21 protein-coding genes are annotated in these 23978 nt (G+C 71.6%); 11 read left to right on the top strand and 10 right to left on the bottom strand.

Going from position 1 to position 23978, the window contains the following annotated elements; translation table 11 throughout:
* The first annotated feature begins 155 nt into the window (after positions 1–155).
* The 7 genes from FLX07_RS20890 to FLX07_RS20860 all read left to right on the top strand — a co-directional run bounded on the left by FLX07_RS20890 (position 156) and on the right by FLX07_RS20860 (position 6173).
* On the top strand, positions 156–1115 hold the full coding sequence (locus FLX07_RS20890; protein WP_142572545.1) for a gluconeogenesis factor YvcK family protein: 960 nt from the start codon (positions 156–158) through the stop codon (positions 1113–1115).
* Between the two features lie 63 nt (positions 1116–1178).
* Positions 1179–2159, top strand: coding sequence for a DNA-binding protein WhiA (gene whiA, locus FLX07_RS20885; protein ID WP_142572494.1), 981 nt, complete (start codon positions 1179–1181; stop codon positions 2157–2159).
* A gap of 264 nt (positions 2160–2423) precedes the next feature.
* Positions 2424–3428: a type I glyceraldehyde-3-phosphate dehydrogenase gene (gene gap, locus FLX07_RS20880; RefSeq protein ID WP_142572493.1), complete on the top strand. Its 1005-nt coding sequence runs from the start codon at positions 2424–2426 to the stop codon at positions 3426–3428.
* Positions 3428–4615, top strand: coding sequence for a phosphoglycerate kinase (locus tag FLX07_RS37870; RefSeq protein WP_142572492.1), 1188 nt, complete (start codon positions 3428–3430; stop codon positions 4613–4615). Before gap ends, FLX07_RS37870 begins: the two co-directional genes overlap by 1 nt.
* Positions 4616–5395: a triose-phosphate isomerase gene (gene tpiA / locus FLX07_RS37865; RefSeq protein ID WP_142572491.1), complete on the top strand. Its 780-nt coding sequence runs from the start codon at positions 4616–4618 to the stop codon at positions 5393–5395.
* Between the two features lie 124 nt (positions 5396–5519).
* A complete protein-coding gene (gene secG / locus FLX07_RS20865) occupies positions 5520–5750 on the top strand; it encodes a preprotein translocase subunit SecG (RefSeq protein ID WP_142572490.1) in 231 nt (76 codons plus the stop codon).
* A gap of 75 nt (positions 5751–5825) precedes the next feature.
* Positions 5826–6173 carry an RNA polymerase-binding protein RbpA gene (locus FLX07_RS20860; protein WP_076441469.1) on the top strand — a complete coding sequence of 116 codons (348 nt, stop codon included), beginning with the start codon at positions 5826–5828 and terminating at the stop codon, positions 6171–6173.
* A gap of 67 nt (positions 6174–6240) precedes the next feature.
* On the opposite strand, the gene FLX07_RS20855 is transcribed toward FLX07_RS20860, so the two are convergent.
* On the bottom strand, positions 6241–7128 hold the full coding sequence (locus FLX07_RS20855) for a LysR family transcriptional regulator (RefSeq protein ID WP_142572489.1): 888 nt from the start codon (positions 7126–7128) through the stop codon (positions 6241–6243).
* Between the two features lie 116 nt (positions 7129–7244).
* Here FLX07_RS20855 and FLX07_RS20850 point away from each other — a divergent pair, with 116 nt between their 5' ends.
* On the top strand, positions 7245–8138 hold the full coding sequence (locus FLX07_RS20850) for an MBL fold metallo-hydrolase (protein ID WP_142572488.1): 894 nt from the start codon (positions 7245–7247) through the stop codon (positions 8136–8138).
* Between the two features lie 54 nt (positions 8139–8192).
* Here FLX07_RS20850 and FLX07_RS20845 read toward each other — a convergent pair whose 3' ends face one another.
* Together FLX07_RS20845 and FLX07_RS20840 are read right to left on the bottom strand one after the other, a co-directional pair.
* Positions 8193–9800 (bottom strand): amidohydrolase, encoded by a 1608-nt coding sequence (locus tag FLX07_RS20845; RefSeq protein ID WP_142572487.1) that lies wholly within the window; start codon positions 9798–9800, stop codon positions 8193–8195.
* An 11-nt stretch (positions 9801–9811) separates the two neighbouring features.
* The gene (locus tag FLX07_RS20840; protein WP_142572486.1) at positions 9812–11227 is read right to left on the bottom strand and encodes an NAD(P)/FAD-dependent oxidoreductase; all 1416 of its coding nucleotides are present in this window, start codon (positions 11225–11227) and stop codon (positions 9812–9814) included.
* Between the two features lie 196 nt (positions 11228–11423).
* On the opposite strand from FLX07_RS20840, the gene FLX07_RS20835 reads away from it, so the two are divergent.
* A complete protein-coding gene (locus FLX07_RS20835; protein ID WP_142572485.1) occupies positions 11424–12500 on the top strand; it encodes a GNAT family N-acetyltransferase in 1077 nt (358 codons plus the stop codon).
* Between the two features lie 84 nt (positions 12501–12584).
* Here FLX07_RS20835 and FLX07_RS20830 read toward each other — a convergent pair whose 3' ends face one another.
* A complete protein-coding gene (locus FLX07_RS20830; RefSeq protein WP_142572484.1) occupies positions 12585–13133 on the bottom strand; it encodes a YciI family protein in 549 nt (182 codons plus the stop codon).
* A gap of 16 nt (positions 13134–13149) precedes the next feature.
* Between FLX07_RS20830 and FLX07_RS20825 the strand changes: the two genes are divergently transcribed.
* The gene (locus FLX07_RS20825; protein WP_142572483.1) at positions 13150–14124 is read left to right on the top strand and encodes a hypothetical protein; all 975 of its coding nucleotides are present in this window, start codon (positions 13150–13152) and stop codon (positions 14122–14124) included.
* A gap of 310 nt (positions 14125–14434) precedes the next feature.
* Here the strand turns inward: FLX07_RS20825 and pgl are convergent, their stop codons facing one another.
* The 6 genes from pgl to tkt all read right to left on the bottom strand — a co-directional run bounded on the left by pgl (position 14435) and on the right by tkt (position 22759).
* Positions 14435–15214 carry a 6-phosphogluconolactonase gene (pgl, locus tag FLX07_RS20820; protein ID WP_142572482.1) on the bottom strand — a complete coding sequence of 260 codons (780 nt, stop codon included), beginning with the start codon at positions 15212–15214 and terminating at the stop codon, positions 14435–14437.
* Complete coding sequence (locus FLX07_RS20815) at positions 15211–16134, bottom strand: glucose-6-phosphate dehydrogenase assembly protein OpcA (protein WP_142572481.1); 924 nt, start codon at positions 16132–16134, stop codon at positions 15211–15213. Before FLX07_RS20815 ends, pgl begins: the two co-directional genes overlap by 4 nt.
* 49 nt (positions 16135–16183) lie before the next feature.
* Complete coding sequence (zwf, locus tag FLX07_RS20810) at positions 16184–17704, bottom strand: glucose-6-phosphate dehydrogenase (RefSeq protein WP_142572544.1); 1521 nt, start codon at positions 17702–17704, stop codon at positions 16184–16186.
* Positions 17705–17909: 205 nt separating this feature from the next.
* A complete protein-coding gene (locus tag FLX07_RS20805) occupies positions 17910–19535 on the bottom strand; it encodes a glucose-6-phosphate isomerase (RefSeq protein WP_142572480.1) in 1626 nt (541 codons plus the stop codon).
* Between the two features lie 7 nt (positions 19536–19542).
* A complete protein-coding gene (gene tal, locus FLX07_RS20800) occupies positions 19543–20646 on the bottom strand; it encodes a transaldolase (RefSeq protein ID WP_142572479.1) in 1104 nt (367 codons plus the stop codon).
* Between the two features lie 10 nt (positions 20647–20656).
* Positions 20657–22759 carry a transketolase gene (tkt, locus tag FLX07_RS20795; protein WP_223853908.1) on the bottom strand — a complete coding sequence of 701 codons (2103 nt, stop codon included), beginning with the start codon at positions 22757–22759 and terminating at the stop codon, positions 20657–20659.
* A gap of 253 nt (positions 22760–23012) precedes the next feature.
* Here tkt and FLX07_RS20790 point away from each other — a divergent pair, with 253 nt between their 5' ends.
* On the top strand, positions 23013–23966 hold the full coding sequence (locus FLX07_RS20790; protein WP_189105026.1) for a heme o synthase: 954 nt from the start codon (positions 23013–23015) through the stop codon (positions 23964–23966).
* Positions 23967–23978 lie beyond the last annotated feature (12 nt).

Genomic DNA, 23978 nt, shown 5'->3' with positions numbered 1-23978 from the left:
CCCGGGGCCGGGCCGATCGGCACGACATGAGCGCCACGGCTCCGCAGGGCGGTGCTCGTGGCGAGGCGAGGAGGACGATGAAGGACCCCGCCCCGGAAAGACCCGCGGACCCCTCCGCCCCCGATCCCCTGAAGTCCCCCACCCCCGGCAGCCCGATGCTTTCCCCGCGCCCCGCCGCCCCCGCGAGCGGTCCCAAGGTCGTCGCGCTCGGCGGCGGCCACGGCCTGTACGCCTCCCTGTCGGCCCTCAGGACCGTCACCGACGACCTGACGGCCGTGGTGACGGTCGCCGACGACGGCGGCTCCAGTGGGCGTCTCAGGCGCGAGCTGGGGGTTCTGCCGCCCGGTGACCTGCGGATGGCTCTCGCGGCCCTGTGCGGCGACGACGAGTGGGGCCAGACATGGAGCGAAGTCGTCCAGCACCGTTTCAGAAGCGAGGGCGATCTGCACGGCCACGCCGTCGGCAACCTCCTCATCGTCGCGCTCTGGGAGCTGCTGGAGGACCCCGTCGTGGGCCTGGAATGGGTGGGCCGGCTGCTCGGCGCGCACGGCCGGGTGCTCCCCATGGCCTCCGTGCCGCTCGACATCCAGGCGGAGGTCGAGCTGGACGGGACGGTCACGACGGTGCGCGGGCAGGTCGCCTGCGCGCTGACGCCCGGGCGGGTGCGCTCCATCTCGCTGGTGCCGTCCGATCCGCCCGCCTGCCCCCAGGCGATCGAGGCGATCGAGGCGGCCGACTGGGTGGTCTTCGGGCCGGGCTCCTGGTTCACCAGCGTGCTGCCGCACCTGAAGGTGCCCGGACTCGCGCGGGCGCTGCACGAGACGAGCGCCAGGCGGCTGGTGATCCTCAACCTCGCGCCGCAGGCGGGGGAGACCGACGGTTTCTCACCCGAACGGCACCTGGAGGTGCTCAGGGAGCACGCCCCCGCGCTGGTCGTCGACGCGGTGATCGCCGACGGCGGTGTGGTCGCCGACCCGAAGGCGCTGGAGAAGGCGGCCTGGTCGATGGGCGGCCGGGTCGTTTTGGCCGATGTGGCCGCCCCTGACGGATCTGTGCGGCACGACGGACCACGTCTTGCCACTGTCCTGGATGAGATTTTCCGTGAGAAGCGGTGATTGCGTGCTCGCCTGGTGCGAGAGACTGACGGGCAGAGTCTGTCTGGGGGAGGACACGAGCTGATGGCCATGACGGGTGTGGTGAAAGACGAGCTGAGCCGCCTTCCGGTGCTCAAGCCCTGCTGCCGAAAGGCGGAGGTCTCGACGCTGCTGCGGTTCGCCAGCGGGCTGCACCTGGTGGGCGGGCGCATCGTGATCGAGGCCGAGCTCGACACCAACGCCACCGCCCGCAGGCTGATCAAGGACATCGGCGAGGTGTTCGGCCACAAGGCCGAGGTGCTGGTCCTGGCCCCCGCCGGGCTGCGCAAGGGCTCGCGCTACGTCGTGCGCGTCTACAAGGACGGCGAGGCGCTGGCCCGGCAGACCGGCCTGATCGACAACCACGGGCGTCCCGTGCGCGGGCTGCCCCGGCAGGTCGTCTCCGGGGCCACCTGCGACGCCGAGGCGGCCTGGCGGGGCGCGTTCCTCGCGCACGGCTCGCTGACAGAGCCCGGCCGGTCGATGTCGCTGGAGGTGACCTGCCCCGGGCCGGAGGCGGCGCTGGCCCTGGTCGGCTCGGCCCGGCGGCTCAAGATCCACGCCAAGGCCCGCGAGGTGCGCGGCGTCGACCGCGTGGTCGTGCGCGACGGCGACGCGATCAGCGCGCTGCTGACCCGGCTCGGCGCCCACGACAGCGTGCTGGCCTGGGAGGAGCGGCGGATGCGCCGCGAGGTGCGGGCCACCGCCAACCGCCTGGCCAACTTCGACGACGCCAACCTCCGCAGGTCGGCCAGGGCGGCCGTCGCCGCGGGCGCGCGGGTGCAGCGGGCGCTGGAGATCCTCGGCGACGACGCTCCCGAGCACCTGGTGATCGCCGGTCGGCTGCGGGTCGAGCACAAGCAGGCGTCCCTGGAGGAGCTCGGCCAGATCTCCGACCCGCCGCTGACCAAGGACGCCATCGCCGGGCGCATCCGGCGACTGCTCGCGATGGCCGACAAGCGCGCCCAGGATCTCGGCATCGCCAACACCGAGGCCAACCTCACCGCGGACATGCTCGTGCAGTAGCGACCGCCACCCCGGTCCCGTCGCGGCGCCTCCCGGCCGGTCGGCGGCGCGCCGGCGGGCGCCCGGGCGAGGGCGCGGTGGAACGGTGCGACGGGGGCGTCGTCGTGCGGGAAGGGCCCGCTCACCGGCTCGGACGGGCTGACACGCCGTCAAAGCGCGGCCCGGTGGTCTACACCAATTTGGGTCCGATAAGGTCTGTCATTGAGGTTTAACACAGCCCTGGCGCCGGTACTCCGGCGCACGACGTACGAGGAGATCGGATCCGTGAGCATCCGCGTAGGCGTCAACGGCTTCGGCCGTATCGGCCGTAACTTCTGGCGCGCTGTGGCGGCCAGCGGCAAGGACATCGAGGTCGTCGCCGTCAACGACCTCACCGACAACGCCACGCTGGCCCACCTGCTGAAGTACGACAGCATCCTGGGCCGCCTGCCGTACGAGGTGAAGGCCTCTGCGGACGAGATCACCGTTGACGGCAAGGCGATCAAGGCGTTCGCCGAGCGCGACCCCGCCAAGCTGCCCTGGGGCGACCTCGGCGTGGACGTCGTCGTCGAGTCGACCGGCCTGTTCACCGACGCCACCAAGGCCAAGGTGCACGCCGACAACGGCGCGAAGAAGGTCATCATCTCCGCGCCGGCGAAGAACGAAGACGTGACGATCGTCATGGGCGTGAACCACGAGAAGTACGACCCCGCCGCTCACACGATCATCTCCAACGCCTCCTGCACCACCAACTGCCTGGCCCCGATGGCCAAGGTCATCAACGACACCTTCGGTATCGAGAAGGGCCTGATGACCACCATCCACGCCTACACGCAGGACCAGAACCTGCAGGACGGCCCGCACAAGGACCTGCGCCGCGCCCGCGCCGCCGCGCTGAACATCGTCCCGACCTCCACCGGCGCCGCCAAGGCGATCGGCCTGGTCCTGCCGGAGCTGAAGGGCAAGCTCGACGGCTACGCGCTGCGTGTGCCGATCCCGACGGGCTCGGCCACCGACCTCACGGTCGAGGTCGGCCGCGAGACCACCGTCGAGGAGGTCAACGCCGCGCTCAAGGCCGCCGCCGAGGGCTACCTCAAGGGCTACCTCAGCTACACCGAGGACGAGATCGTCTCCAGCGACATCGTCACCGACCCGTCGTCCTGCATCTTCGACGCCGGCCTGACCAAGGTCATCGGCAACCAGGTGAAGGTCGTCGGCTGGTACGACAACGAGTGGGGCTACTCCAACCGCCTCGTGGACCTCATCGAGTACGTGGGCGCCTCCCTCTGATGATCGGAATCGACGAGCTCGACGTGAAGGGCCGGCGCGTGTTCGTGCGCGCCGACCTCAACGTCCCCCTCGACGGGGAGACGATCACCGACGACGGTCGCATCCGGGCGTCGGTGCCGACGATCAGGAAGCTGATCGAGCGCGGCGCGAAGGTCGTCGTCGCGGCCCACCTCGGCCGTCCCAAGGGCTCCGTCACGCCGAAGTACTCGCTCGCCCCGGTCTCCCGGCGGCTGGCCGAGCTGCTCGGCGAGGACGTGGCGTTCGCCACCGACGTGGTCGGCGAGTCCGCGCAGAGCGTGGTGGCGGGCCTGCAGGACGGGCAGGTCGCCCTCCTGGAGAACCTGCGCTTCGAGCCCGGCGAGGAGTCCAAGGACGACGCGGTCAGGGGCGAGTTCGCCGGCAGGCTGGCCGACCTCGCCGAGCTCTACGTCGGCGACGGCTTCGGCGCGGTGCACCGCAAGCACGCCAGCGTCTACGACCTGCCCAAGCGGCTGCCGCACGCGGCGGGCGACCTGGTCCTCGCCGAGGTCGAGGTGCTGCGCAAGCTCACCGAGGACCCGGCCAGGCCGTACGTCGTCGTGCTGGGCGGCGCGAAGGTCTCCGACAAGCTCGGCGTGATCGCGAACCTGCTGTCCAAGGTGGACCGCCTGCTCATCGGCGGCGGCATGGCCTACACGTTCCTGAAGTCGCAGGGCTACGAAGTGGGCAAGTCGCTGCTGCAGGAGGACCAGATCGACCAGGTCAGGGGCTTCCTCGACGAGGCGGCCTCCCGCGGGGTCGAGCTGGTGCTGCCGGTGGACGTGCTGGCCGCCACGGAGTTCGGCGCCGACGCGCCGCACGAGGTCGTGGACGCCACCGCGATCCCGGCCGACCGCGAGGGCCTCGACATCGGCCCCCGCACCCGGGAGCTGTTCGCCTCGAAGCTGGCCGACGCCCAGACCGTGTTCTGGAACGGCCCGATGGGCGTGTTCGAGTTCGACGCGTTCTCCGGCGGCACCCGCGCGGTGGCCGAGGCGCTGGTCAACTCCAAGGCGTTCACCGTGGTCGGCGGCGGCGACTCGGCCGCGGCCGTGCGCAGGCTCGGCCTGCCCGAGGACGGCTTCTCGCATATTTCCACCGGTGGCGGCGCGAGCCTCGAGTACCTCGAAGGCAAGACGCTGCCCGGACTCGCGGCGCTGGAGGAGTAGATGGCTCGCAAGCCGCTGTTCGCCGGCAACTGGAAGATGAACCTCAACCACCTTGAGGCCATCAACCTGGTGCAGAAGCTGGCGTTCACGTTGACCGACCGCGACTACGACAAGGCGGACGTCGCGGTCATGCCGCCGTTCACCGACCTGCGCAGCGTGCAGACGCTCGTGGACGCCGACAAGCTCCGCATCACCTACGGCGCCCAGGACCTGTCCGCGCAGGACTCCGGGGCGTACACCGGGGAGATCTGCGGGAGCATGCTGAGCAAGCTCGGCTGCACGTACGTGCTGGTGGGGCACTCGGAGCGGCGGGAGTACCACGGCGAGGCCGAGATGCTGTGCAACGCCAAGGTCAAGGCCGCCTACCGGCACTCGCTGACGCCCATCCTGTGCGTGGGCGAGGGGCTGCCGGTGCGCCAGGAGGGCCGCCACGTCGAGCACACGCTGGCGCAGCTCGACGGCGCGCTGGAGGGCGTGACCGCCGAGCAGGTGAAGTCCATCGTGATCGCGTACGAGCCGGTCTGGGCGATCGGCACCGGCGAGGTCGCCACGCCGAAGGACGCCCAGGAGGTGTGCGGCGCAATCAGGACGCGACTCGCCGAGCTCTACGGTGACGATGTAGCCTCCGTTGTCCGTATCCTTTACGGTGGCTCGGTGAAGTCGGGCAACGTCGCCGGCATCATGGCGGAGGCCGACATCGACGGCGCCCTCGTGGGAGGGGCCAGCCTCGACGCGGGAGAGTTCGCCAAGATCTGCCGACTCGGCGAGACCGCCGGCTAGCTGAGCCGTTTGGGGGGTACGACTTGACATGACGTCGTACCCTCAAAGAACACAATTGAATCGTCACGCCGATGGCATCGTGCACAACGCGTCGTGCACGCCCGGACATAGGAACAGGTCTACGGTGACAATCGGAATCTCCATCGCCCTCATCCTGTCGAGCGCTCTGATGGTGCTGCTCGTCCTGCTCCACAAGGGCAAGGGCGGCGGCCTGTCCGACCTGTTCGGCGGCGGGTTCACGTCTTCTTTCGGCGGTTCGTCGGTGGTGGAGCGTAACCTGGACCGTCTCACCGTCATCACCGGCGTCGTCTGGTTCGTCTGCATCATCGCGCTGGGCCTGCTGCTCAAGCCGTAGCGGACGGCCTCCGGCCACGCGTGGCAGAGATTCACCTCCCCCCGTCCGCGGGGCGATCGAGCAAGGAGTTCATCGGTGGGTAGTGGCAACGCGATCCGTGGTAGCCGAGTCGGCGCCGGCCCCATGGGAGAGGCCGAACGCGGCGAGGCCGCCCCCCGTGTGCGGGTCTCGTTCTGGTGCGCGAACATGCACGAGACGCGCCCGAGCTTCGCCAGTGACGCGGCCGTCCCCGAGTTCTGGGACTGCCCGCGGTGTGGGCTGCCGGCCGGGCAGGACCAGTCGAGCCCGCCTGCTCCGCCGAAGAACGAGCCGTACAAGACGCACCTCGCATACGTGAAGGAGCGCCGTAGCGACAAGGACGGCGCGCAGATTCTCGCCGAGGCGCTGGAGCGGCTGCGCTCCTCCTCCCGCCCGATCTACTGATCCGGACTCCCGGTTCATCGATCCGGACAACCGTGCAGGCCCTTTCCGCTCAGGCGGGGAGGGCCTTTCACGTATCCGCATGCCCCCGCTCGGCGGCGCGGTAAACGCTCGTGGCGATGTGGGCGAACGAGCGGATCAGCGGGCCGGCGTCGGCGCTGTTCCAGGCCAGGACGAGGCGGCTGGGCGGCATGTCCGCCAGCGGCACCGACGCGAGCCCCTCGGGGAGCGGATGGGCCGCCGGCGCGAGCCCGACCGTGCCGTTCCACAGAACCGCCTGCAGGCACTCGTGGACCGTGCGCACCACCGGGCCGTCCCTGAGCTCGCCGCCCGGTGTGGTGGCGTTCCAGTAGGCGCGCCAGACGGGATCGGTGCCGTCGGGCAGCCGGAACCACGGGCGGCCGGCGAGATCGCTCAGCCGCAGGGTCTCGCGACAGGCGAGCGGATCGTCGGCACGCAGGACCACGCCCATGGGGTCGGAGCGCAGCAGGCGGGTGGTGATCCCGGCGTCGTCGAACGGCTCCCTGGTGATGGCGACGTCGACGAGTCCGGCGCGAAGGCCCGTGGTCGGGTCGGTGAAGTCGGCTTCGCGGACGCGTACCTGGACTCCCGGGTGACGCCGGCGGAAGGCCGCGGCGAGCCGGGCCCCGGCCTGCTCGGCGCTGTCCGCGAGAGTGCCGATGGTCAGGGTGGCGGCGCCGGCCGCGGCGGCGACCCGGGCGCGCACCCGCTCGGCCTGCTCCAGCAGCGCGCGTGCCTCTTCGTAGAGCGCGGCCCCGGCGGGGGTCGGCGTGACGCCGGTGGGCGATCGGTGCAGCAGGAGAGTGCCGAGATCGGCCTCCAGCTGCCGGACGGCGCGGCTCAGCGGCGGCTGGGTCATGTGCAGGCGCGCGGCGGCCCGCCCGAAGTGGCGCTCCTCGGCGACCGCCACGAAGTAGCGCAGCGAGCGTAGGTCCATCACCGGCGACGATACCGGGACGGTATCGGGCGTGCGCAACCGGTGTTGGACGCGGCACAGCATCCGGTAATGGACTGGAGCGGCCAGATTGCCAGGCTCTCCGGAAAGTGGATGTCATGTCGAAATTCGTGCTGCCCGAGCCCGTCGTGCGGATCGAGGATGTGCGGGAGCTCGCCCGCGACCTGCTGGTGATCCCCAATCGCCGGGTGCCGCTGGTGCCCAACATCGGCGTCGTCGGCGGCGCCCATTCCGTGCTGGTCGTCGAGACCGGCATGGGCCCGCGGAACGCCGAGGCCGTGCTCGCGTTCGCGGCGGAGTACGCGGCAGGTCGCAGGCTCTATCTGACCACGACGCATTTCCACCCGGAGCATGCGTTCGGGGCGCAGGTGTTCGCCGGGAAGGCGACATTCCTGGTCAACCGGGCGCAGGCCGAGGACTTGGCCGCGAAGGGCGCCGCCTACCTCGAAATGTTCCGGGGGCTCGGCGAGCCGGTCGCCCGGCAGCTGGAGGGCGTCGAGATCGCCAGTCCGGACGTCGTCTACGACGACGCGTACGACCTCGACCTGGGAGGGCGGGTGGTGCGGCTGCGAGCCGCCGGCCGGGCGCACAGCAGGGGCGACCAGGTGATCACGGTCCCCGACGCCGGGGTGATGTTCACCGGCGATCTCGTGGAGGCCGGGCAGTTCGCCATCTTCCCGTGGTTCCCGCCGTACGACACCGACGTCTCCGGCATCCGCTGGATCAGCGTGATGAGGCGGCTGGCCGACGCGTCGCCGCAGGTGGTGGTGCCCGGTCACGGCGACGTCGGCGGCCCGCAGCTGCTCGCCGACGTCCGCGACTACCTCGAGCTGCTGCGCGACGAGACCTGGGCGCGCCGGGACTCGGCCGTGAGCGAGCAGACGATCGTCGAGGAGGTCAGGGCGCTCATGATCGAGCGGCACCCGGAGTGGGCCGGCCCGGAATGGATCGATAAGGGCGTCGGCTGCCTGTGCGCCGAGCACCCCGTATGAGCTCGCGGGCCGTCGGCGTCACCGCCTGCGTCCGGCCGCGGGCGCCGGCAACGGTCATCCGCCGTGCACGGGCTCGCCGTCGAGGAACGTCATGACGACCCCGGTCGTCCAGATGTCCTTCGGATCGAGGGCGAAGGGGTCGCGGTCGAGCACGACGAGGTCGGCCGGGCGGCCCTCCTCGATCACCCCGGCGGGGGAGCGGTTGATCCAGGCCGAGCCCTCGGTGTAGGCCGTCATGATGGCACGCAGGTCGAGGCTCTGCTCCGGCAGGAACGGGGTCTGGGCCGTCGGGTACGTCGCGTGGACGGAGCTGCCCGGCTCGGTGCGGTTGACCGCCACGTGCATTGCCTCCAGTGGGTTGGCCGAGGAGACCGGCCAGTCCGAGCCGCCGGCGAAGCGGGTGCCGTGCCGCAGGAGGTCGGCGAAGGGATACTGCCAGGAGGTGCGCTCCTCGCCGAGGTAGGGGATGCACAGCTCGTCCATCTGCAGGTGGTGGGTGGCCCACAACGCCTGCAGGTTGGCCGTCACACCGAGCTCGGAGAAGCGCGGCACGTCCTGCGGCGTGATGATCTGGACGTGCGCGATGTGGTGCCGGTTGGCGGGGTCGGTGCCGGTGAGCGCGTCGAGCGCCTCGCGCACGGCACGCTCACCGATCGCATGGAAGTGCACCTGGAAGCCCAGGGCGTCGAGCTCCTTGACGTACCCGCCGAGCAGCGCGGGGTCGATGTACGACAGGCCGGTGCCGCCGCAGCGGCAGTAGGGCTCGATGACGGCGGCGGTGAAGTTCTCCGGGATGCCGTCCTGCATGATCTTGACCGAGGTCGCCCGGAACCGGTCCAGGCCCTCGGTCGCCGCGCGCCGCTCGATCAGGCTCGGAATCTGCTCCGCCCCCTGCGCGCGGTCCCACCACAGGGCGCCGACCACGCGCGCCTTCAGCCGCCCGGAGGCGGCCGTGCGGACGTAGGCGGGCAGCGGGTCGTCCGACCCGGCGTACGACCCGACGATGGCGTCCTGCCAGCCGGTGATGCCCAGCGAGAACAGGTGGGCCTGTGCGTCCATCAGGGCGGCGTCGACGTCGGCCGGGGTCGGGCGCGTGGTGAGCAGGCCGACGAGGTCCATGGCGCCCTCGTGCAGCACGCCGCTCGGCGTGCCGTCCGGGTCGCGCTCGATGCGGCCGTCCGCGGGGTCGGGGGTGTCCTTCGTGATGCCGGCGAGCTCCAGAGCCCGCGTGTTGACCCAGGCGGCGTGGTGGTCGCGCTGCACGAAGTACGCCGGGCGGTCGAGGAAGTCGAGCTGGGAGCGGTGGGGGAGGCCGCCGGGGAAGGCCGACATGTCCCAGCCGCCGCCGTCGATCCACGCCTTGTCCGGATTGCTCACGGCGTAGCCGCCGATCTCCGCCGTGTAGGCGTCGAGCCCGTACACCTCGGCCAGGTCGCACTTGGCCCGCTCCAGCCCGGCCTGCACGGGGTGGATGTGGGCGTCGGTGACTCCCGGGGTCAGCAGGCCGCCGCCGAGGTCGATCGGCTCGGCGTCCCGCGCCAGCCGTACGAGGTCGGACTCGGGGCCGACGGCGGCGATGACGCCGTCGCGGACGAGCACCGCCTCGGCGAACCCGCCGGGGACGAAGACGCGGCCGCCGCGGAACAGGAGGGAGGAACTCACAAATCAGCCTTTCAGTGCCCGGTGATCTTGTCGGCGATCCTGGCCAGTACGGACGTCCTGGCCATGCCCCTGTTCTCGCGGGCGTCGGCCAGGCGGTAGAGACGGTACATCGAGTGGACGCCGAGCCAGCGCAGCGGCTCGGGCTCCCAGGCGCGCACCCGCCGGTCCACCCACGGCATCCGGGTCAGGTCGGTGTCGCGGCGCAGCGCCAGGTCGCACAGCGTGCGGCCGGCCAGGTTGGTGGTGGTCACGCCGTGGCCCGTGTAGCCGCCCGCCCAGCCGAGGCCGGTCACGGGGTCCAGGTGGACGGCCGAGCACCAGTCGCGCGGCACGCCGAGCACGCCCGACCAGGCGTGCTCCACCCGCGACCCGGCGACGGCCGGGAAGAACGCGACCAGCAGGTCCCACAGGGCGTCCACGGTCCAGTCGTGCGTGTGCCCCCGCTCGTCGATCCGCGATCCGTACAGGTAGGGCCTGCCACGCCCGCCGAAGGCGATGCGGTCGTCGGCCGTGCGCTGGGCGTACATGTAGTAGTGCGCCATGTCGCCGAGCAGCTCATGGCTCTGCCAGCCGATCTCCGCCCAGACCCGCTCGGGCAGCGGCTCGGTGACGATCATGGAGCTGTTCATGGGCAGCCAGTCGCGGTGGTGACCGGTGATGGTGGCGGTGAATCCCTCGGTGCAGCGCAGCACGTGGTCCGCCCGCACGGTCCCGTACGGCGTGACCGCCGCCGCCGGGTGTGTCCTTCCACCCGGCGTGATCGCGGTCACCGGGGTCTGCTCGTAGATCTCGACGCCCAGGTCCCGTACGGCCCGCGCCAGACCGCGGACGAGCTTGGCCGGCTGGATCCTGGCGCAGTGCGGGCTCCAGGTGGCCCCGGTGGCGCCCGCCACGCGCAGCCGGTCGTTCATCTCGTCGGTGGTCAGCAACCGGACGTCGTCGGCGTCCCAGCCCCAGGCGCGCTGGCCCGCCAGCTCCTCGCGCAGCCGCAGGTCCTGCGCCGGGCCGCGGGCGACGGTGAGCAGGCCGCCCTTGACGATGTCCGCGTCGATGCCCTCCCCGTGGGCGACGCGGATGACCTCGTCGACGGCCTCGAACATCGCGCGCTGCAGCAGCCGGGCCCCGTCCCGTCCGTGGGTCTTGGCGTACCGCTCGGGTGAGCCGGCCAGCGCGCCGGTCAGCCAGCCGCCGTTGCGTCCCGACGCGCCGAACCCGGCGAACTCCTTGTCCAGCACGACGATCCGCAGCGACGGGTCGGCCTTCTTCAGGTAGTAGGCGGTCCACAGTCCGGTGTAGCCGGCGCCGACCACGGCCACGTCGGCCCGCAGGTCGCCGCCGAGCGGTTCTCCAGGCGCGGGCATCCCCGGCGACCGGTACCAGAAGGACACCTCGCCGTTGACGAAACCGGGGGACAGGGGAGCGGTCATGGTGCACATCCTGCTGTATCCGTACTCATCCCGCCATTCGGCGACGGATGTCGTGGAGATTCACGAAGACACATGCGGATAACAGTATTCGTAACGTCCTCCATCGGAAGGAAACCATCGGCTCACCGCCGTGTAGCAGGCGCGTAACAGCGCTCCGGCAGGCTGAAGGCCGGCACAACGGAGGGAGCGGGTAGCGATGGGGTTCTTCCGGATCCGTACGACCGTGGACGAGCGTCCCGGGCGCCTGGCGTCGCTGGCGACCGCCCTGGCCGGCAAGGGCGGCAACATCCTGGGCCTGTCGGTGCAGCCCGACACGGACGGCACGGTCGACGAGTTCGTCACGGACATCCCCGCCTCCCCCGAGGCCGTACGCGCGGCGCTGGAGGCCGCGGGCGGGAGGCGGGTGCGGATCGTGCCGGCCACCGCGCACGAACTGACCGATGAGCCGACCCGTACGCTGCTGCTGGCCGCCCGGCTGCGCTCGGCTCCCTGGCGCCTGCCGGAGATCCTGGGCGAGTTGCTGCGCGCCGACGACGCCCGCTGGGTGTACGGCGCGAGCGCCGTGCGCTCGCGGGAGGAGGACGGCGACCGGGCCGACGGAGAGGCACTGGAGCTGCCCGACCCGACCCTGCTCGTGGTGCCCGTGGCGCCGCGGCGGTCCATCCGGCTGCGCCGCTCCGGGCTCCCGTTCACCCTGACCGAGGCGGCCCGCGCCGCGGCGATGGTGCGGCTGACGCAGCCGCCGGCGGAACCGTCCGCGGCCGAGGGGCCGGTGCGGCTCGCCGACGGCGCGGAGGTGCAGGTCAAGCCGCTGACCTCGCTCTACCGCGAGGCGCTGCGCGACCTGCATGAGCGCTGCTCACCCGAGACGCGCAGGTTCCGCTACTTCACCGCCAACCCCACCCTGCCGCCGCGCGTCTTCGACCGGCTGTGCGATCGGGCCCGCGGCCAGTCGCTCGTCGTCGGGCACGACGGCCAGGTGGTGGCGCTCGCGTCGCTGACGTTCTCCGCGGACCCGGGCATCGCGGAGATCGCCTTCCTCGTGGAGGACCGCTGGCAGGGCCGGGGGCTCGGCGGCCGGCTGGCGCGGATGCTCCTCGCCCAGGCCAGGGACCTCGGCTTCGCCGAGGTGCGGGCGACCCTTCTGCACGACAACACGCGCATGCGCAGGCTGCTCGGCTCCCTCGGCGCGACGCTCACCCACACCGAGGATCCCGGTGTGATGGAGGCGCGGATCGCCGTGGGCGTGATGGCGACGGCTTCCCCGAGCTGACGTCATCACAGGTGATCCTCCTGGTCCGGTGTTGCTCAGGGCACCGGACCAGGACGGGTCGCCGTGCTTGGTCGCCGCGGTGCGTCAGCGCCGCCCGCCGAACTCCCAGTCGTGCACCTCGATGTCGGCGTACCGGCCCTGGGTCAGGACGGCGCGTGCCGCGTCCGGGTCAGGCGCCCTGACCAGCACCGCCGTACCCAGCCAGGTGGTGCCGTCATCGGACAGCAGCGGCCCGTAGGCGATCAGCTCGTCCCGGCCGGGCGGCGGGACGAGGTCGGCCGCCTCCCCGGCGCCCAGGCCCAGCACCAGGTATCGGTTGCCGCCGTCCCTGCCGCCGGGGAAGTCCCACATGGTGCGACCCAGCACGTTGCGCCAACGCCGTACCATCACGTCCCGATACACACCGGCCTGGTAGTTGGGCTCGTTGAAGGCGAACGCACGCGCCGTGGCGGGATCCGGTAGGTCCACGATGTGCACGCTGCCGGTGGCGACGTCGGTGACGCAGTCGAAGGTCGGGCCACGGGCGATCATCTCCGCGTCGTACCGGTCCATGTAGGACCAATGCTCTTCCAGCAGTTCGTCGCGCAGCGCCCCCGAGCCGGGCCGGTCGCGGTGATAACAGAAGAACTCCATGGGAGGAGTACCTACCATGGTGGAACGCGGCGGAGAAGTCGGGTACACGTGGTCTGTGGACGTCGACGAGGCCGCCGACCGGCTCTACGGCATGGTGCCCGAGGAGTTCACCTCGGCCCGCGACGCGCTGGCCAAGGAGGCGAAGGCGGCGGGCGACGCGGCGCTGGCCAAGCGGATCAAGGCGCTGCACAAGCCGACCGTCGTGGCCTGGGCCGTCAACCGGACCGCCCGGGAGCGGAGCGAGGAACTCGGCCGGCTGCTCGACCTCGGCCGGCGGCTGCGGGACGCGTGGCGGGCCCAGGACGCCGACGCCCTGGCCGAGGCGGGCCGCGAACGGACCCCGCTCATCGCCCGTCTCGTCCGGTCCGTGCGCGAGACGGCGGAGGAGGCCGGGCGTCCGCTGGCCCCGGCCGCCGACCTGGAGATCGAGCAGACCCTCGACGCCGCCGTGGTGGACGAGGACGCGGCCGAGCAGGTGCGTCTGGGCCGGCTGACCCGCCCTCTGGGCTACAGCGGCTTCACACCCGCGCCGATCGTACGGACCGCACCCGAACCGGCAGCGCGGAAGAAGCCCGGACGCCGGGAAGCCGAGCAGGAACGGCACACAGCAGAGCGGGAACAGCACACTGCGGAGCGGGAACAGCACACAGCGGAGCGGGAACAGCACAGTGCGGAGCGGGAACGCCGGATCAAGGAGCTGGAAGGCGCTCTCGCCGAGGCTGAGCGGGCCGCACTGGAGGCGGAGCGTGGCCGCGCCGACTGGGAAGCCGAGCGAGCAGAGGCCGCACGCGAGCGCGAGCGGCGGACGGCCAGGGTCGAGACGCTCAACGCGAAGCTGGCCAAGGCCAAGGACAAGCTGAACGCGGCCGAGCACCGGCTGGAGGTCGCCCGCCGCGAGGAGACGAACGCCGAACGCGCCGCCCGCTCGGGCTGTACACGTGTCGATGAAGCGCGTGCCGCCCTGGACGAGGCCCGATCAGGCCACGAATGAAGGCACGGCGGGGAGGAGCGGGCGGGAGGGAGGCCCACAGCGAAGGCCCTGCGCAGCGGGCTTCGCGAAGGCCGGACCTCACGCCCGGCGCAGTGGGCTTCGCGAGGGCCGGACCTTCTGCCCCGAGCGGCGGGTTTCGCGAGGGCCGGACCTCACGCCCGGGGAAGCGGGCTTCGCGAGGGCCGGACCTCACGCCCGGCGCAGTGACGTCGGTCAGCGGGCGGTGCTGCCTCACCTTGGTGACGTCTCACACCGGAACGGCCGGGCCGGGGCGTAGGCCCCGGCCCGGCCGTTCCGGTGTGATCTCCCGTCAGGGGGAGGCGATCCGCCCCAGCGATGGTGGGATCTTGTGTGCGGCGGCGCGGTCGAGCAGGAACAGCGTCCGCTGCCGCCCACGCGCCCCGGCGGCCGGAATCTGGAACGGCCCGGCGTCGGACAGCGCCATCCTGACCGCCTGCGCCTTCTCCTCGCCCGCCGCGACGACCCAGACCTCCCTGGCGGCCCGCAGAGCGGGGAACGTCAGCGACAGCCGGGTCGGCGGCGGCTTGGGGGAGCCGTGCACGGACACGACCGGCCGCTCCTCCTCGTATACGGCCGGTTGGCCGGGGAACAGCGAGGCCACGTGGCCGTCGGGGCCCATGCCGAGCATCAGCACGTCGAACGACGGCACCGGCCCGTGGTCCTCCGGCCTGGCCGCCTTGGCCAGCTCCACCGCGTACGCGTCGGCGGCCTCCTCGGCGGTCATCCCCGAGTCGGGGCCGGGCATCGGGTGCACCCGCGCCGGGTCCACGTCGACGTGGTCGAGCAGGGCCTGACGCGCCCCGGTCTCGTTGCGCTCGGGATGACCGGTCGGCAGGAACCGCTCGTCGCCCCACCAGACGTCGAGCGCCCGCCAGTCGATGGCGTCGTGCGCCGCCGTCCCCGCGAGGGCGGCCAGCGTCGCGATGCCCACGGTGCCGCCGGTCAGCACCAGGTGCGCGGAACCGCGGGCCGCCTGCGTGTCCACCAGCCGCGTGATGAGGCGGGCGGCCACGGCCTGGGCCAGCAGTTCGGCGTCGCGGTGGACGAGGACGGTGGGAACGCCGGTCACGCCCGTCCCCGCCCCTTCATCTCCGCCAGCCGGCGGATCGCGGCGGCGTAGATGTCGTCGGGGTCGAGCCTGCGCAGCTCCTCGGACAGCAGCTCCGAGGTCGGCCTGCGGGCCAGGGCGACCCGCCGGTCGGGGTTGCCGGGCCGCGACAGCGTGGCGAGCCTGGCGTCGGTCCTGCTCACCGTCAGCTCGCCGCCGCCCTCGATGGACAGCCGCACGCCCGTCAGGCCGGGGCCGGCGGAGTCGGCGATCTCGATCGGCGCCTCCAGCCGGTCGCACAGCCAGGCGGCCAGCAGCGGCGCGCTGGGGTTGCCCGCCGCGGCCTCGACCACGCCCCCGGTGATCTTCCCCATGGGCTGGTCGAAGGCGGCGGCCAGCAGGCTGCGCCACGGCGTGAGCCGGGTCCAGGCCAGGTCGGTGTCGCCGGGGACGTAGCTGCCGGCCCGCGAGGAGATGGCGGCGACCGCCTCCCCGGCCGATCTGGCGTCCAAGATCCGGCGGCTGCCCAGGTGCCCGATCGGGTGCTTGGCGGGAATCTCCGGGCACTCGCCCGGCCACCACACCACCACCGGCGTGTCGGTGAGCAGCAACGGCGTGATCACCGAATCGGCGTGCTCGGTCAGCTCGCCGTACAGGCGCAGCAGCACGACCTCGCCCGGTGCCGACTCGCCCACGCGGATCTCCGCGTCCAGCCGGTTGGGCTCGGCCGGGTCGCGGATGATCACCATGAGGATGCGCGAGGGGTGCTCGCGCGCCGCGTCGGTGGCCGCGCGCAGGGCGTCGTACTGTCCCGCCTCGTCCACCACCACGACGAGGGTCAGCACCATGCCGACGGCGGGCGCGCCCATCTGGTGCCGCAGCCGGGTGAGCGTCGAGGAGATCCTCGACGCGGTCGTCTCGGTCAGGTTGAAGGTCGTCACACCGCTCTCCGCTCGCTTGACCCCAGATGCGCCGTGCTGACAGCCGCGTTCACAGCCGCCTCCAGGCGCGTCCGTCCCTGGCCAGCATCGCGTCGGCCGAGGCGGGACCCCAGGAGCCGGACGCATACCCCTCGGGCTGGCCCTGGGAGGCCCAGAACTCCTCGATCGGGTCGAGGATGTTCCACGACAGCTCCACCTCCCGCTGGTGCGGGAACAGCGGCGGATCGCCGATGAGCACGTCGAGCAGCAGCCGCTCGTAGGCCTCGGGGGAGGACTCCATGAACGACTCGCCGTAGGCGAAGTCCATGTTGACGTCCCTGACCTCCATGGCCGTGCCCGGCACCTTGGAGCCGAAGCGCACCGTGATGCCCTCGTCCGGCTGGACGCGGATGACCAGCGCGTTGTGCCCGAGGATCTCGGTGTCGTCCTTGCTGAACGGCAGGTGCGGCGCCCGCTGGAAGACGATGGCCACCTCGGTCATGCGGCGGCTGAGCCGCTTGCCCGTACGCAGGTAGAACGGCACTCCGGCCCACCGGCGGTTGGCCACCTCCAGCTTGACCGCGGCGTACGTCTCCGTGGCGGAGTCCGAGGAGATGCCCTGCTCCTCCAGGTAGCCGACGACGGGCTCACCGCCCTGCCAGCCCCGGACGTACTGGCCGCGGGCGGTGCCGGTGGCCAGGTCGGCGGGCAGCTTGACGGCCCGCAGCACCTTCTCCTTCTCCCGGCGCAGCGCGTCGGCGTCGAAGGAGGTGGGGTCCTCCATCGCGACCAGCGCGAGGAGTTGGAGCAGGTGGTTCTGGATCACGTCACGGGCGGCGCCGATGCCGTCGTAGTAGCCGGCCCGGCCGCCGATGCCGATGTCCTCGGCCATCGTGATCTGGACGTGGTCGACGTACCCGCGGTTCCAGATCGGCTCGTACAGCGTGTTGGCGAAGCGGAGCGCCAGGATGTTCTGGACGGTCTCCTTGCCGAGGTAGTGGTCGATCCGGAAGACCGAGCTCTCCGGGAACACCGCGCTGGTGATCGCGTTGAGCTCCTGGGCGCTCTTCAGGTCGTGCCCGAACGGCTTCTCGATGACGACCCGGCGCCAGGAGCCGTCGGGGCCCTTGGCCAGGTTCGTCCGCTTGAGCTGCTCGATCACGAGCGGGAAGAACTTCGGCGGCACCGACAGGTAGAACGCGTAGTTGCCGCCGGTGCCCCGGGTCTCGTCGATCTCCCTGAGCATCATCGCGAGCACGTCGAAGGCGCCGTCGTCGCCGAACTCGCCCGGGCAGAAGTGGATGCCCTCGCTGAGCTGCTTCCAGACCTCCTCGCGGAACGGCGTCCGCGCGTGCTCCTTGACCGCCTCGTACGTGACCTGGGCGAAGTCCTCGTGTGCCCAGTCGCGGCGGGCGAAGCCGACCAGGGAGAAGCCCGGGGGCAGCAGCCCCCGGTTCCCCAGGTCGTAGATCGCCGGCAGCAGCTTGCGCTTGGCGAGGTCGCCGGTGACGCCGAACAGCACGAGCACGCACGGCCCGGCGACCCGGGGCAGGCGCCGGTCGCGCGGGTCGCGCAGCGGGTTGGCGGCCATGGTCAGCTCGGTGGTCGCGGTCGTGGCGGCCTGAGCGGCGGCCAGGATCGCCCGCTCCGCATTCGTCAACTCGTCCCCCGCCTCCTGCGCGACGCCGGACGAGTCCGGCGCCTGCAGAGCGTCGTCGGCGGGGGCCTGCGGCTCCTGTTGCTCCGTCATGTGTCCTCCCTGCGGACGGGCCCTTCGCCAGTAACGCATCGCATGGTCAGAGCTCCTCCGCCACGGAGAGCAAATGCCTGATCCCGGCGACGCGGTCGGTGAGGTGCAGGCGCACGGCCGGCCGGCCGCGGGAGGTCAGGGCTCCCAGGTCGCCCAGCGCCTGCGCGAGTTGCAGCCGGCCCAGCGTGTAGGGCTTGCCGGGGACCTCGACGTCGTCGGTCACCACCCCGGTGATCTGCAGGAACACCCCGGCCTCCGGCCCGCCCTTGTGGTACTGGCCGGTGGAGTGCAGGAAGCGCGGGCCCCAGCCGAACGTGATCGCGTGGTCGGTGCGGTAGTCGAGCAGCGCCCGCAGGGTGGCGACGTCGGCGCTCGCCCAGGTCTCGGTCATCTCCTCGAAGGACGCATCGCCGATGACCGCCGCGTCGAACGCCGCCTCGCGGTCGAGGTACGCCATGATCGCCAGGTAGCCGCGCTCGGGAATCGCGCGCAGCAGCCAGGTGAGGACGTCGGCCAGGTTCTTGAGGTCGCCGGGCAGGTCGCCGTACACCTCGACCGGGCCGTCGGTGAGCACCGGGGTGCCGGTCGGCAGCGGGCCGTCCCCGGCCTCCTGCAGGATCCGGGTGGTGTTCTCCTTCGACTCGGCGACGTTGGGCTGGTCGAACGGGTTGATCCCGAGCACCCGGCCCGCGATCGCCGTCGCGTACTCCCAGACGAGGAACTGCGCGCCGAGCGGGCCGTCGACGGTCGTGCCGCTGTCGGGCCCGATGGTGACGAGGAACTGGTCGCGGGCCTCGGCGGCCTCGGCGCCGACGACGGGCAGGATGCCCTTGCCCTCCTTGCCGGTCGACTCGGCGATGAGCTGCTCGATCCAGTCGGGCAGGCCGGTGATTTCGGAGGGCGCGTCGCGCAGGATGAGCTTGTCGCGCCCCTGCAGCGCCCGCGCGCCGAGCAGCGCGCCGAGCTCCAGGCCCGGGTTGCCCTCGTCCTGCGCGAGCAGCGGCGCCACCGCGGCGGCGTCGTCGAGCAGCCCGGCCACGTCGGCGCCCGCCAGGGCGCTCGGGACCAGGCCGAACGCGGTGAGCGCGCTGTAGCGGCCGCCCACGTTCGGGTCGGCGAGCACGACCGGATATCCGGCCTCGATGGCCGTCCGCTCCAGCGGCGAGCCGGGGTCGGTGACGACCACGATCCGCTCGGCAGGGTCGATCCCCGCGTCGCGGAACGCCTGCTCGTAGATGCGCCGGTGGCTGTCGGTCTCGATCGTGCCGCCGCTCTTGCTCGCCACCACGACGATCGTGCGGTCGAGCCGGTCGGCGAGCGCGCGCCGCACCTGGTGCGGGTCGGTCGTGTCGAGGACGGTCAGCGGCACGTCCCCGGTGGCGCAGATCACCTCGGGAGCGAGGGAGGAGCCGCCCATGCCGGCGAGCACCACGTGGTCAAGGCCCTCGGCGCGGGCCCGCTCCACCAGCGTGGCGATCTCCGGGAGCAGCTCCCGGCTGCTGCCGGGCAGGCCGAGCCAGCCCAGCCGGATCGCGGCCTCCGGCTGCGCCTGCGGGCCCCACAGCGCGGAGTCGCCCGCGGCGAGAGCCGCGGGCACCCCCTCGGCCACGAGCTTGTCCTTGACCGCCGCGACGGCGTCCGCCTCGTCGCCGAGGGTCACCTCGATTGACATATGCAGCTCAGGCCTTCCGCAACTCGCTGTCGACGGTTTCGAGAAGCTCGGTCCAGGACGCCTCGAACTTCTCGACGCCCTCCTCCTCCAGCGCGCGGACGACGTCGTCGTAGTCGATGCCGGCCTGCTTCAGCGAGGCCATGACGTCCCACGCCTGCTGGTAGAAGGGGCGGATCGTGTCGCCCGAGATCCGGGCGTGGTCGGCCGAGGAGTCCAGCGTCTTCTCCGGCATGGTGTTGACGATCCCGGCCGTGACCAGCTGCTCCACGTACAGCGTGTCGGGGTAGTCGGGGTTCTTCACACCGGTGGAGGCCCACAGCGGGCGCTGCGGGCGCGCGCCCGCCGCGCGCAGCGTCTGCCAGCGCGGCGAGTTCACGACCTCCTCGTACGCGGCGAACGCGAGGCGGGCGTTGGCCACGGCGGCCTTGCCCTTCAGCTCGGCGGCCTCGGGCGAGCCGATCTTGTCGAGGCGCTTGTCGATCTCGGTGTCGACGCGGCTGACGAAGAACGACGCGACCGACTCGATCGTGGCCAGGTTGAGGCCGTTGGCCTTCGCCTTCTCCAGGCCGCTCAGCCAGGCGTCCATCACCTGGCGGTACCGCTCCAGCGAGAAGATCAGCGTGACGTTGACGCTGATGCCCTCGGAGATGGCCTGGGTGATCGCCGGCAGGCCCTCGACGGTCGCCGGGATCTTGATGTGCAGGTTGGGCCGGTCGACCAGCCACCACAGCGCACGGGCCTCGGCGATCGTCGCCTCGGTCCTGCGGGCCAGGCGCGGGTCCACCTCGATCGACACGCGCCCGTCGACGCCGCGGGTGGCGTCGAAGACCGGCCGCAGCACGTCGGCCGCCCAGCGGATGTCGAACGTGGTGATCGCGCGTACGGCCTCCTCGACCGTCACGCCGCGGGTGGCGAGGTCGCGCAGCTGCGCGTCGTAGGCGTCGCCCTTGCTCAGCGCGGAGGCGAAGATCGTGGGGTTGGAAGTGACTCCAGTCACGTTCTTGTCGCGGATCAGGGCGGCGAGGTTGCCGGAGCGCAGGCGCTCCCGGCTGATGTCGTCGAGCCAGATGGAGACTCCGGCGTCAGTCAGCCGCTTCAGATTCTCATTCATCCTTCGTCCCTCAGTTTCCGGTCGTCTCGCCCTTGTCGGCGCCCGTCTTGGCCAGGCTGGCCTTGGCGGCGGCGACGACGCGGTCGGCGGTGAGGCCGAACTGCTCGTAGATCGTCTTGTACGGTGCGGACGCGCCGAAGTGCTCGAGACCCAGGACCTCGCCCGCATCTCCCACGAACTCGCGCCAGCCCAGCGTGATTCCCGCCTCGACCGCGACCCGGGCCTTGACGGCGGGGGGCAGCACGGTCTGCTTGTAGGCGGCGTCCTGCTCCCGGAACCACTCCACGCACGGCATCGAGACCACGCGGGTCGGGATGCCCTGCGACTCCAGGATCGTGCGGGCCTCGACGGCGAGCTGGACCTCGCTGCCGGTGCCGATGATCACGACGTCGGGCTGGCCGTTGGACGCGTCCTGCAGGACGTAGCCGCCGCGCGCGACGGCGTCGGGGTCGCCCGCGCCGTCCAGGGTGGGAACGTTCTGCCGGGTCAGCGCGAGGCCGGCCGGGCGGTCGTTGTGCTCAAGGACGGCCTTCCACGCGGCCGCCGTCTCGTTGGCGTCGGCGGGGCGGACGACGTCCAGGCCGGGGATCGCGCGCAGCGCCCACAGGTGCTCGATCGGCTGGTGGGTCGGGCCGTCCTCGCCGAGGCCGATCGAGTCGTGCGTCCAGACGTAGGTCACCGGCAGCTTCATCAGCGCGGCCAGCCGCACCGACGGCCGCATGTAGTCGCTGAACACCAGGAACGTGCCGCCGTACGGACGGGTGCCGTTGTGCAGCGCGATGCCGTTCAGGATCGCGCCCATGCCGTGCTCCCGGATGCCGAAGTGCAGCGTCCGGCCGTACCGGTTCCCTGGGAACTCCTTGGTCTGGTACTCGTCCGGGATGAAGGACGGCTCGCCCTTCATCGTGGTGTTGTTGGACTCCGCGAGGTCGGCCGAGCCGCCCCACAGCTCCGGCAGCACCGGCGCGAGCGCGCTCAGCACCTCGCCGGACGCCTTCCGGGTCGCGACCTGCGAGCCGATCTCGAACGACGGCAGCGCCTTGTCCCAGCCCTCCGGCAGCCTGCGCTTGGAGATCCGGTCGAACAGCTCCGCCCGCTCGGGGTTGGCCTCGCGCCAGCTCTGGTAGCCCTTGTCCCATTCGGCGCGCAGGGCCCGGCCGCGCGCGACGACCTCACGCGCATGGTCGAGCACGTCGGCGGGCACGTCGAAGCTCTTGTCGGGGTCCATTCCGAGGACGCGCTTGGTCGCGGCGACCTCGTCGGCGCCCAGGGCCGAGCCGTGGATCTTGCCGGTGTTCTGCTTGTTCGGCGCGGGCCAGCCGATGATGGTGCGGAGCTTGATGAACGTCGGGCGCTCGGTCTCCGCGCGGGCCGCCTCCAGCGCGTCGTACAGCGCCTGGACGTCCTCCTTGTACTCCCCGGTCGTGGTCCAGTCGACCTCCAGGACGTGCCAGCCGTACGCCTCGTACCGCTTCGCGATGTCCTCGGACAGGGCGATCTGGGTGTCGTCCTCGATGGAGATGTGGTTGGAGTCGAAGACCACGGCCAGGTTGCCGAGCTTCTGGTGGCCGGCCAGAGCGCTGACCTCGTGGCTGATGCCCTCTTCCAGGTCGCCCTCGGAGGCGAAGCACCAGATCATGTGGTCGAACGGCGAGGCGCCGGGCGCGGCGTCCGCGTCGAACAGGCCGCGCTCGCGGCGGGCCGCCATGGCCATGCCGACCGCGTTGCCGAGGCCCTGGCCGAGCGGGCCGGTCGTGGTCTCCACGCCGGCCGTGTGGCCGTGCTCGGGGTGGCCCGGGGTGAGGCTGTCCCACTGCCGGAGCGCCTTGAGATCGTCCAAGGTCAGGCCGTAGCCGGACAGATAGAGCTGAATGTAGAGCGTCAGGCTCGAATGCCCACAGGAAAGGACGAACCTGTCTCGTCCCGCCCACTTGGGATCCGAGGGGTCGTGACGCAGGATCCGCTGGAACAGAAGGTAGGCGGCGGGCGCGAGGCTCATCGCGGTGCCGGGGTGACCCGATCCCGCCTTCTCCACGGCGTCCATCGCCAGGGCCCGCACGACGTCGACCGCCTGCCGGTCAAGATCACTCCACTCAAGGCTTGCGCTGCTCAACTGCTCGATCCCCTCTTGTTTTTCGCGCCGGTTCTGGCATTTCCCGCCCACAGGGGACCCTAACGGGTTCCTCGTAATACCGTTTGGTAGCCACCTCGGTAACAGCGCCTGCGGCTTCGGCCCCGGTTCGGGGACCACCTGCGGTGGCGACTACAGTGATTGACCAAGTGCCGGCTGCCGCCCGCAGACAGGCTGCCCGGAGATCCGCCCTAATCAGAGGTTACGCGTTGACCCCGCATGTGATGGAAGCGCCTTGACGGTCCTGACGAACAAGCAGACGGTGACCCCCCTCGGGTCCGCCGCGACGGCCACGGCTCCCCGCTCCATCGGGGCGCTCGTGAAGGCCTACGTGGCGCTCACCAAGCCCCGGATCATCGAGCTGCTGCTGATCACGACCCTGCCGGTCATGTTCCTCGCGGCGCATGGCCTGCCCGACCTGTGGACCGCGACCGCCACCATGGTCTTCGGCACCCTGTCGGCGGGCAGTGCGAACGTCCTGAACTGCTACATCGACCGGGACATCGACCGGACGATGCGGCGCACCCGCAGGCGGCCGCTCGCCAAGCACGACGTGTCGCCGGCCGGCGCACTGGTCTTCGGTGTGATTCTCGGCACTCTTTCCACGCTCGGGCTCGCGCTCACGGTCAACGGACTGGCCGCCGCGCTGTCGCTGGGCGCGATCCTGTTCTACGTCTTCGTGTACTCGCTGGTGCTCAAGCGGCGCACGTCGCAGAACATCGTGTGGGGCGGCATCGCCGGCTGCATGCCGGTGCTGATCGGCTGGGCCGGCATCACCGGCGGGCTGTCGTGGGCCCCGGTCGTGCTGTTCGGCGTCGTGTTCTTCTGGACGCCGCCGCACACCTGGACGCTCGCCATGCGCTACCGCGAGGACTACGCGGCGGCCGCCGTGCCGATGCTTCCGGTGGTCACCACCGAGCGCCGGGTCGTCCAGCAGGTCGTCGTCTACACCTGGGCCACCGTGCTGTGCTCGCTGCTGCTGTGGCCGATCGCCGGCACCTCCCTGCTCTACCCGGCCGCCGCGCTCGTGCTCGGCGCGGTCTGCCTGGTGGAGGTCTACCGCCTGCTCGGCCGGGTCAACGCCGGCAAGACCGGCGTCGACCTGCGCCCGATGCGGTTCTTCCACTGGTCGAACATCTACCTGGCGCTGCTGTTCCTCGCCGTCGCGCTCGACTCCCTGTTCGCCTGATTCGCTCGCTTC

The sequence above is a fragment of the Microbispora bryophytorum genome, assembly GCF_006874465.1.
Classification (GTDB): domain Bacteria; phylum Actinomycetota; class Actinomycetes; order Streptosporangiales; family Streptosporangiaceae; genus Microbispora; species Microbispora bryophytorum.
Note: the sequence above shows the minus strand (reverse complement) of the source record. Positions and strands in the feature narration are given on the sequence as shown.

What these genes read in the sequence shown, in the direction of transcription:
- FLX07_RS20890 (WP_142572545.1), top strand. Translation starts at nt 156, where the DNA reads ATGCTTTCCCCGCGCCCCGCCGCCCCCGCGAGCGGTCCCAAGGTCGTC.
- FLX07_RS20825 (WP_142572483.1), top strand. Translation starts at nt 13,150, where the DNA reads ATGGTGGAACGCGGCGGAGAAGTCGGGTACACGTGGTCTGTGGACGTC.
- FLX07_RS20840 (WP_142572486.1), bottom strand. Translation starts at nt 11,227, where the DNA reads ATGACCGCTCCCCTGTCCCCCGGTTTCGTCAACGGCGAGGTGTCCTTC.
- FLX07_RS20850 (WP_142572488.1), top strand. Translation starts at nt 7,245, where the DNA reads ATGTCGAAATTCGTGCTGCCCGAGCCCGTCGTGCGGATCGAGGATGTG.
- FLX07_RS20835 (WP_142572485.1), top strand. Translation starts at nt 11,424, where the DNA reads ATGGGGTTCTTCCGGATCCGTACGACCGTGGACGAGCGTCCCGGGCGC.
- tpiA (WP_142572491.1), top strand. Translation starts at nt 4,616, where the DNA reads ATGGCTCGCAAGCCGCTGTTCGCCGGCAACTGGAAGATGAACCTCAAC.
- FLX07_RS37870 (WP_142572492.1), top strand. Translation starts at nt 3,428, where the DNA reads ATGATCGGAATCGACGAGCTCGACGTGAAGGGCCGGCGCGTGTTCGTG.
- FLX07_RS20830 (WP_142572484.1), bottom strand. Translation starts at nt 13,133, where the DNA reads ATGGAGTTCTTCTGTTATCACCGCGACCGGCCCGGCTCGGGGGCGCTG.
- FLX07_RS20805 (WP_142572480.1), bottom strand. Translation starts at nt 19,535, where the DNA reads ATGTCAATCGAGGTGACCCTCGGCGACGAGGCGGACGCCGTCGCGGCG.
- tal (WP_142572479.1), bottom strand. Translation starts at nt 20,646, where the DNA reads ATGAATGAGAATCTGAAGCGGCTGACTGACGCCGGAGTCTCCATCTGG.
- FLX07_RS20855 (WP_142572489.1), bottom strand. Translation starts at nt 7,128, where the DNA reads ATGGACCTACGCTCGCTGCGCTACTTCGTGGCGGTCGCCGAGGAGCGC.
- whiA (WP_142572494.1), top strand. Translation starts at nt 1,179, where the DNA reads ATGGCCATGACGGGTGTGGTGAAAGACGAGCTGAGCCGCCTTCCGGTG.
- zwf (WP_142572544.1), bottom strand. Translation starts at nt 17,704, where the DNA reads ATGGCCGCCAACCCGCTGCGCGACCCGCGCGACCGGCGCCTGCCCCGG.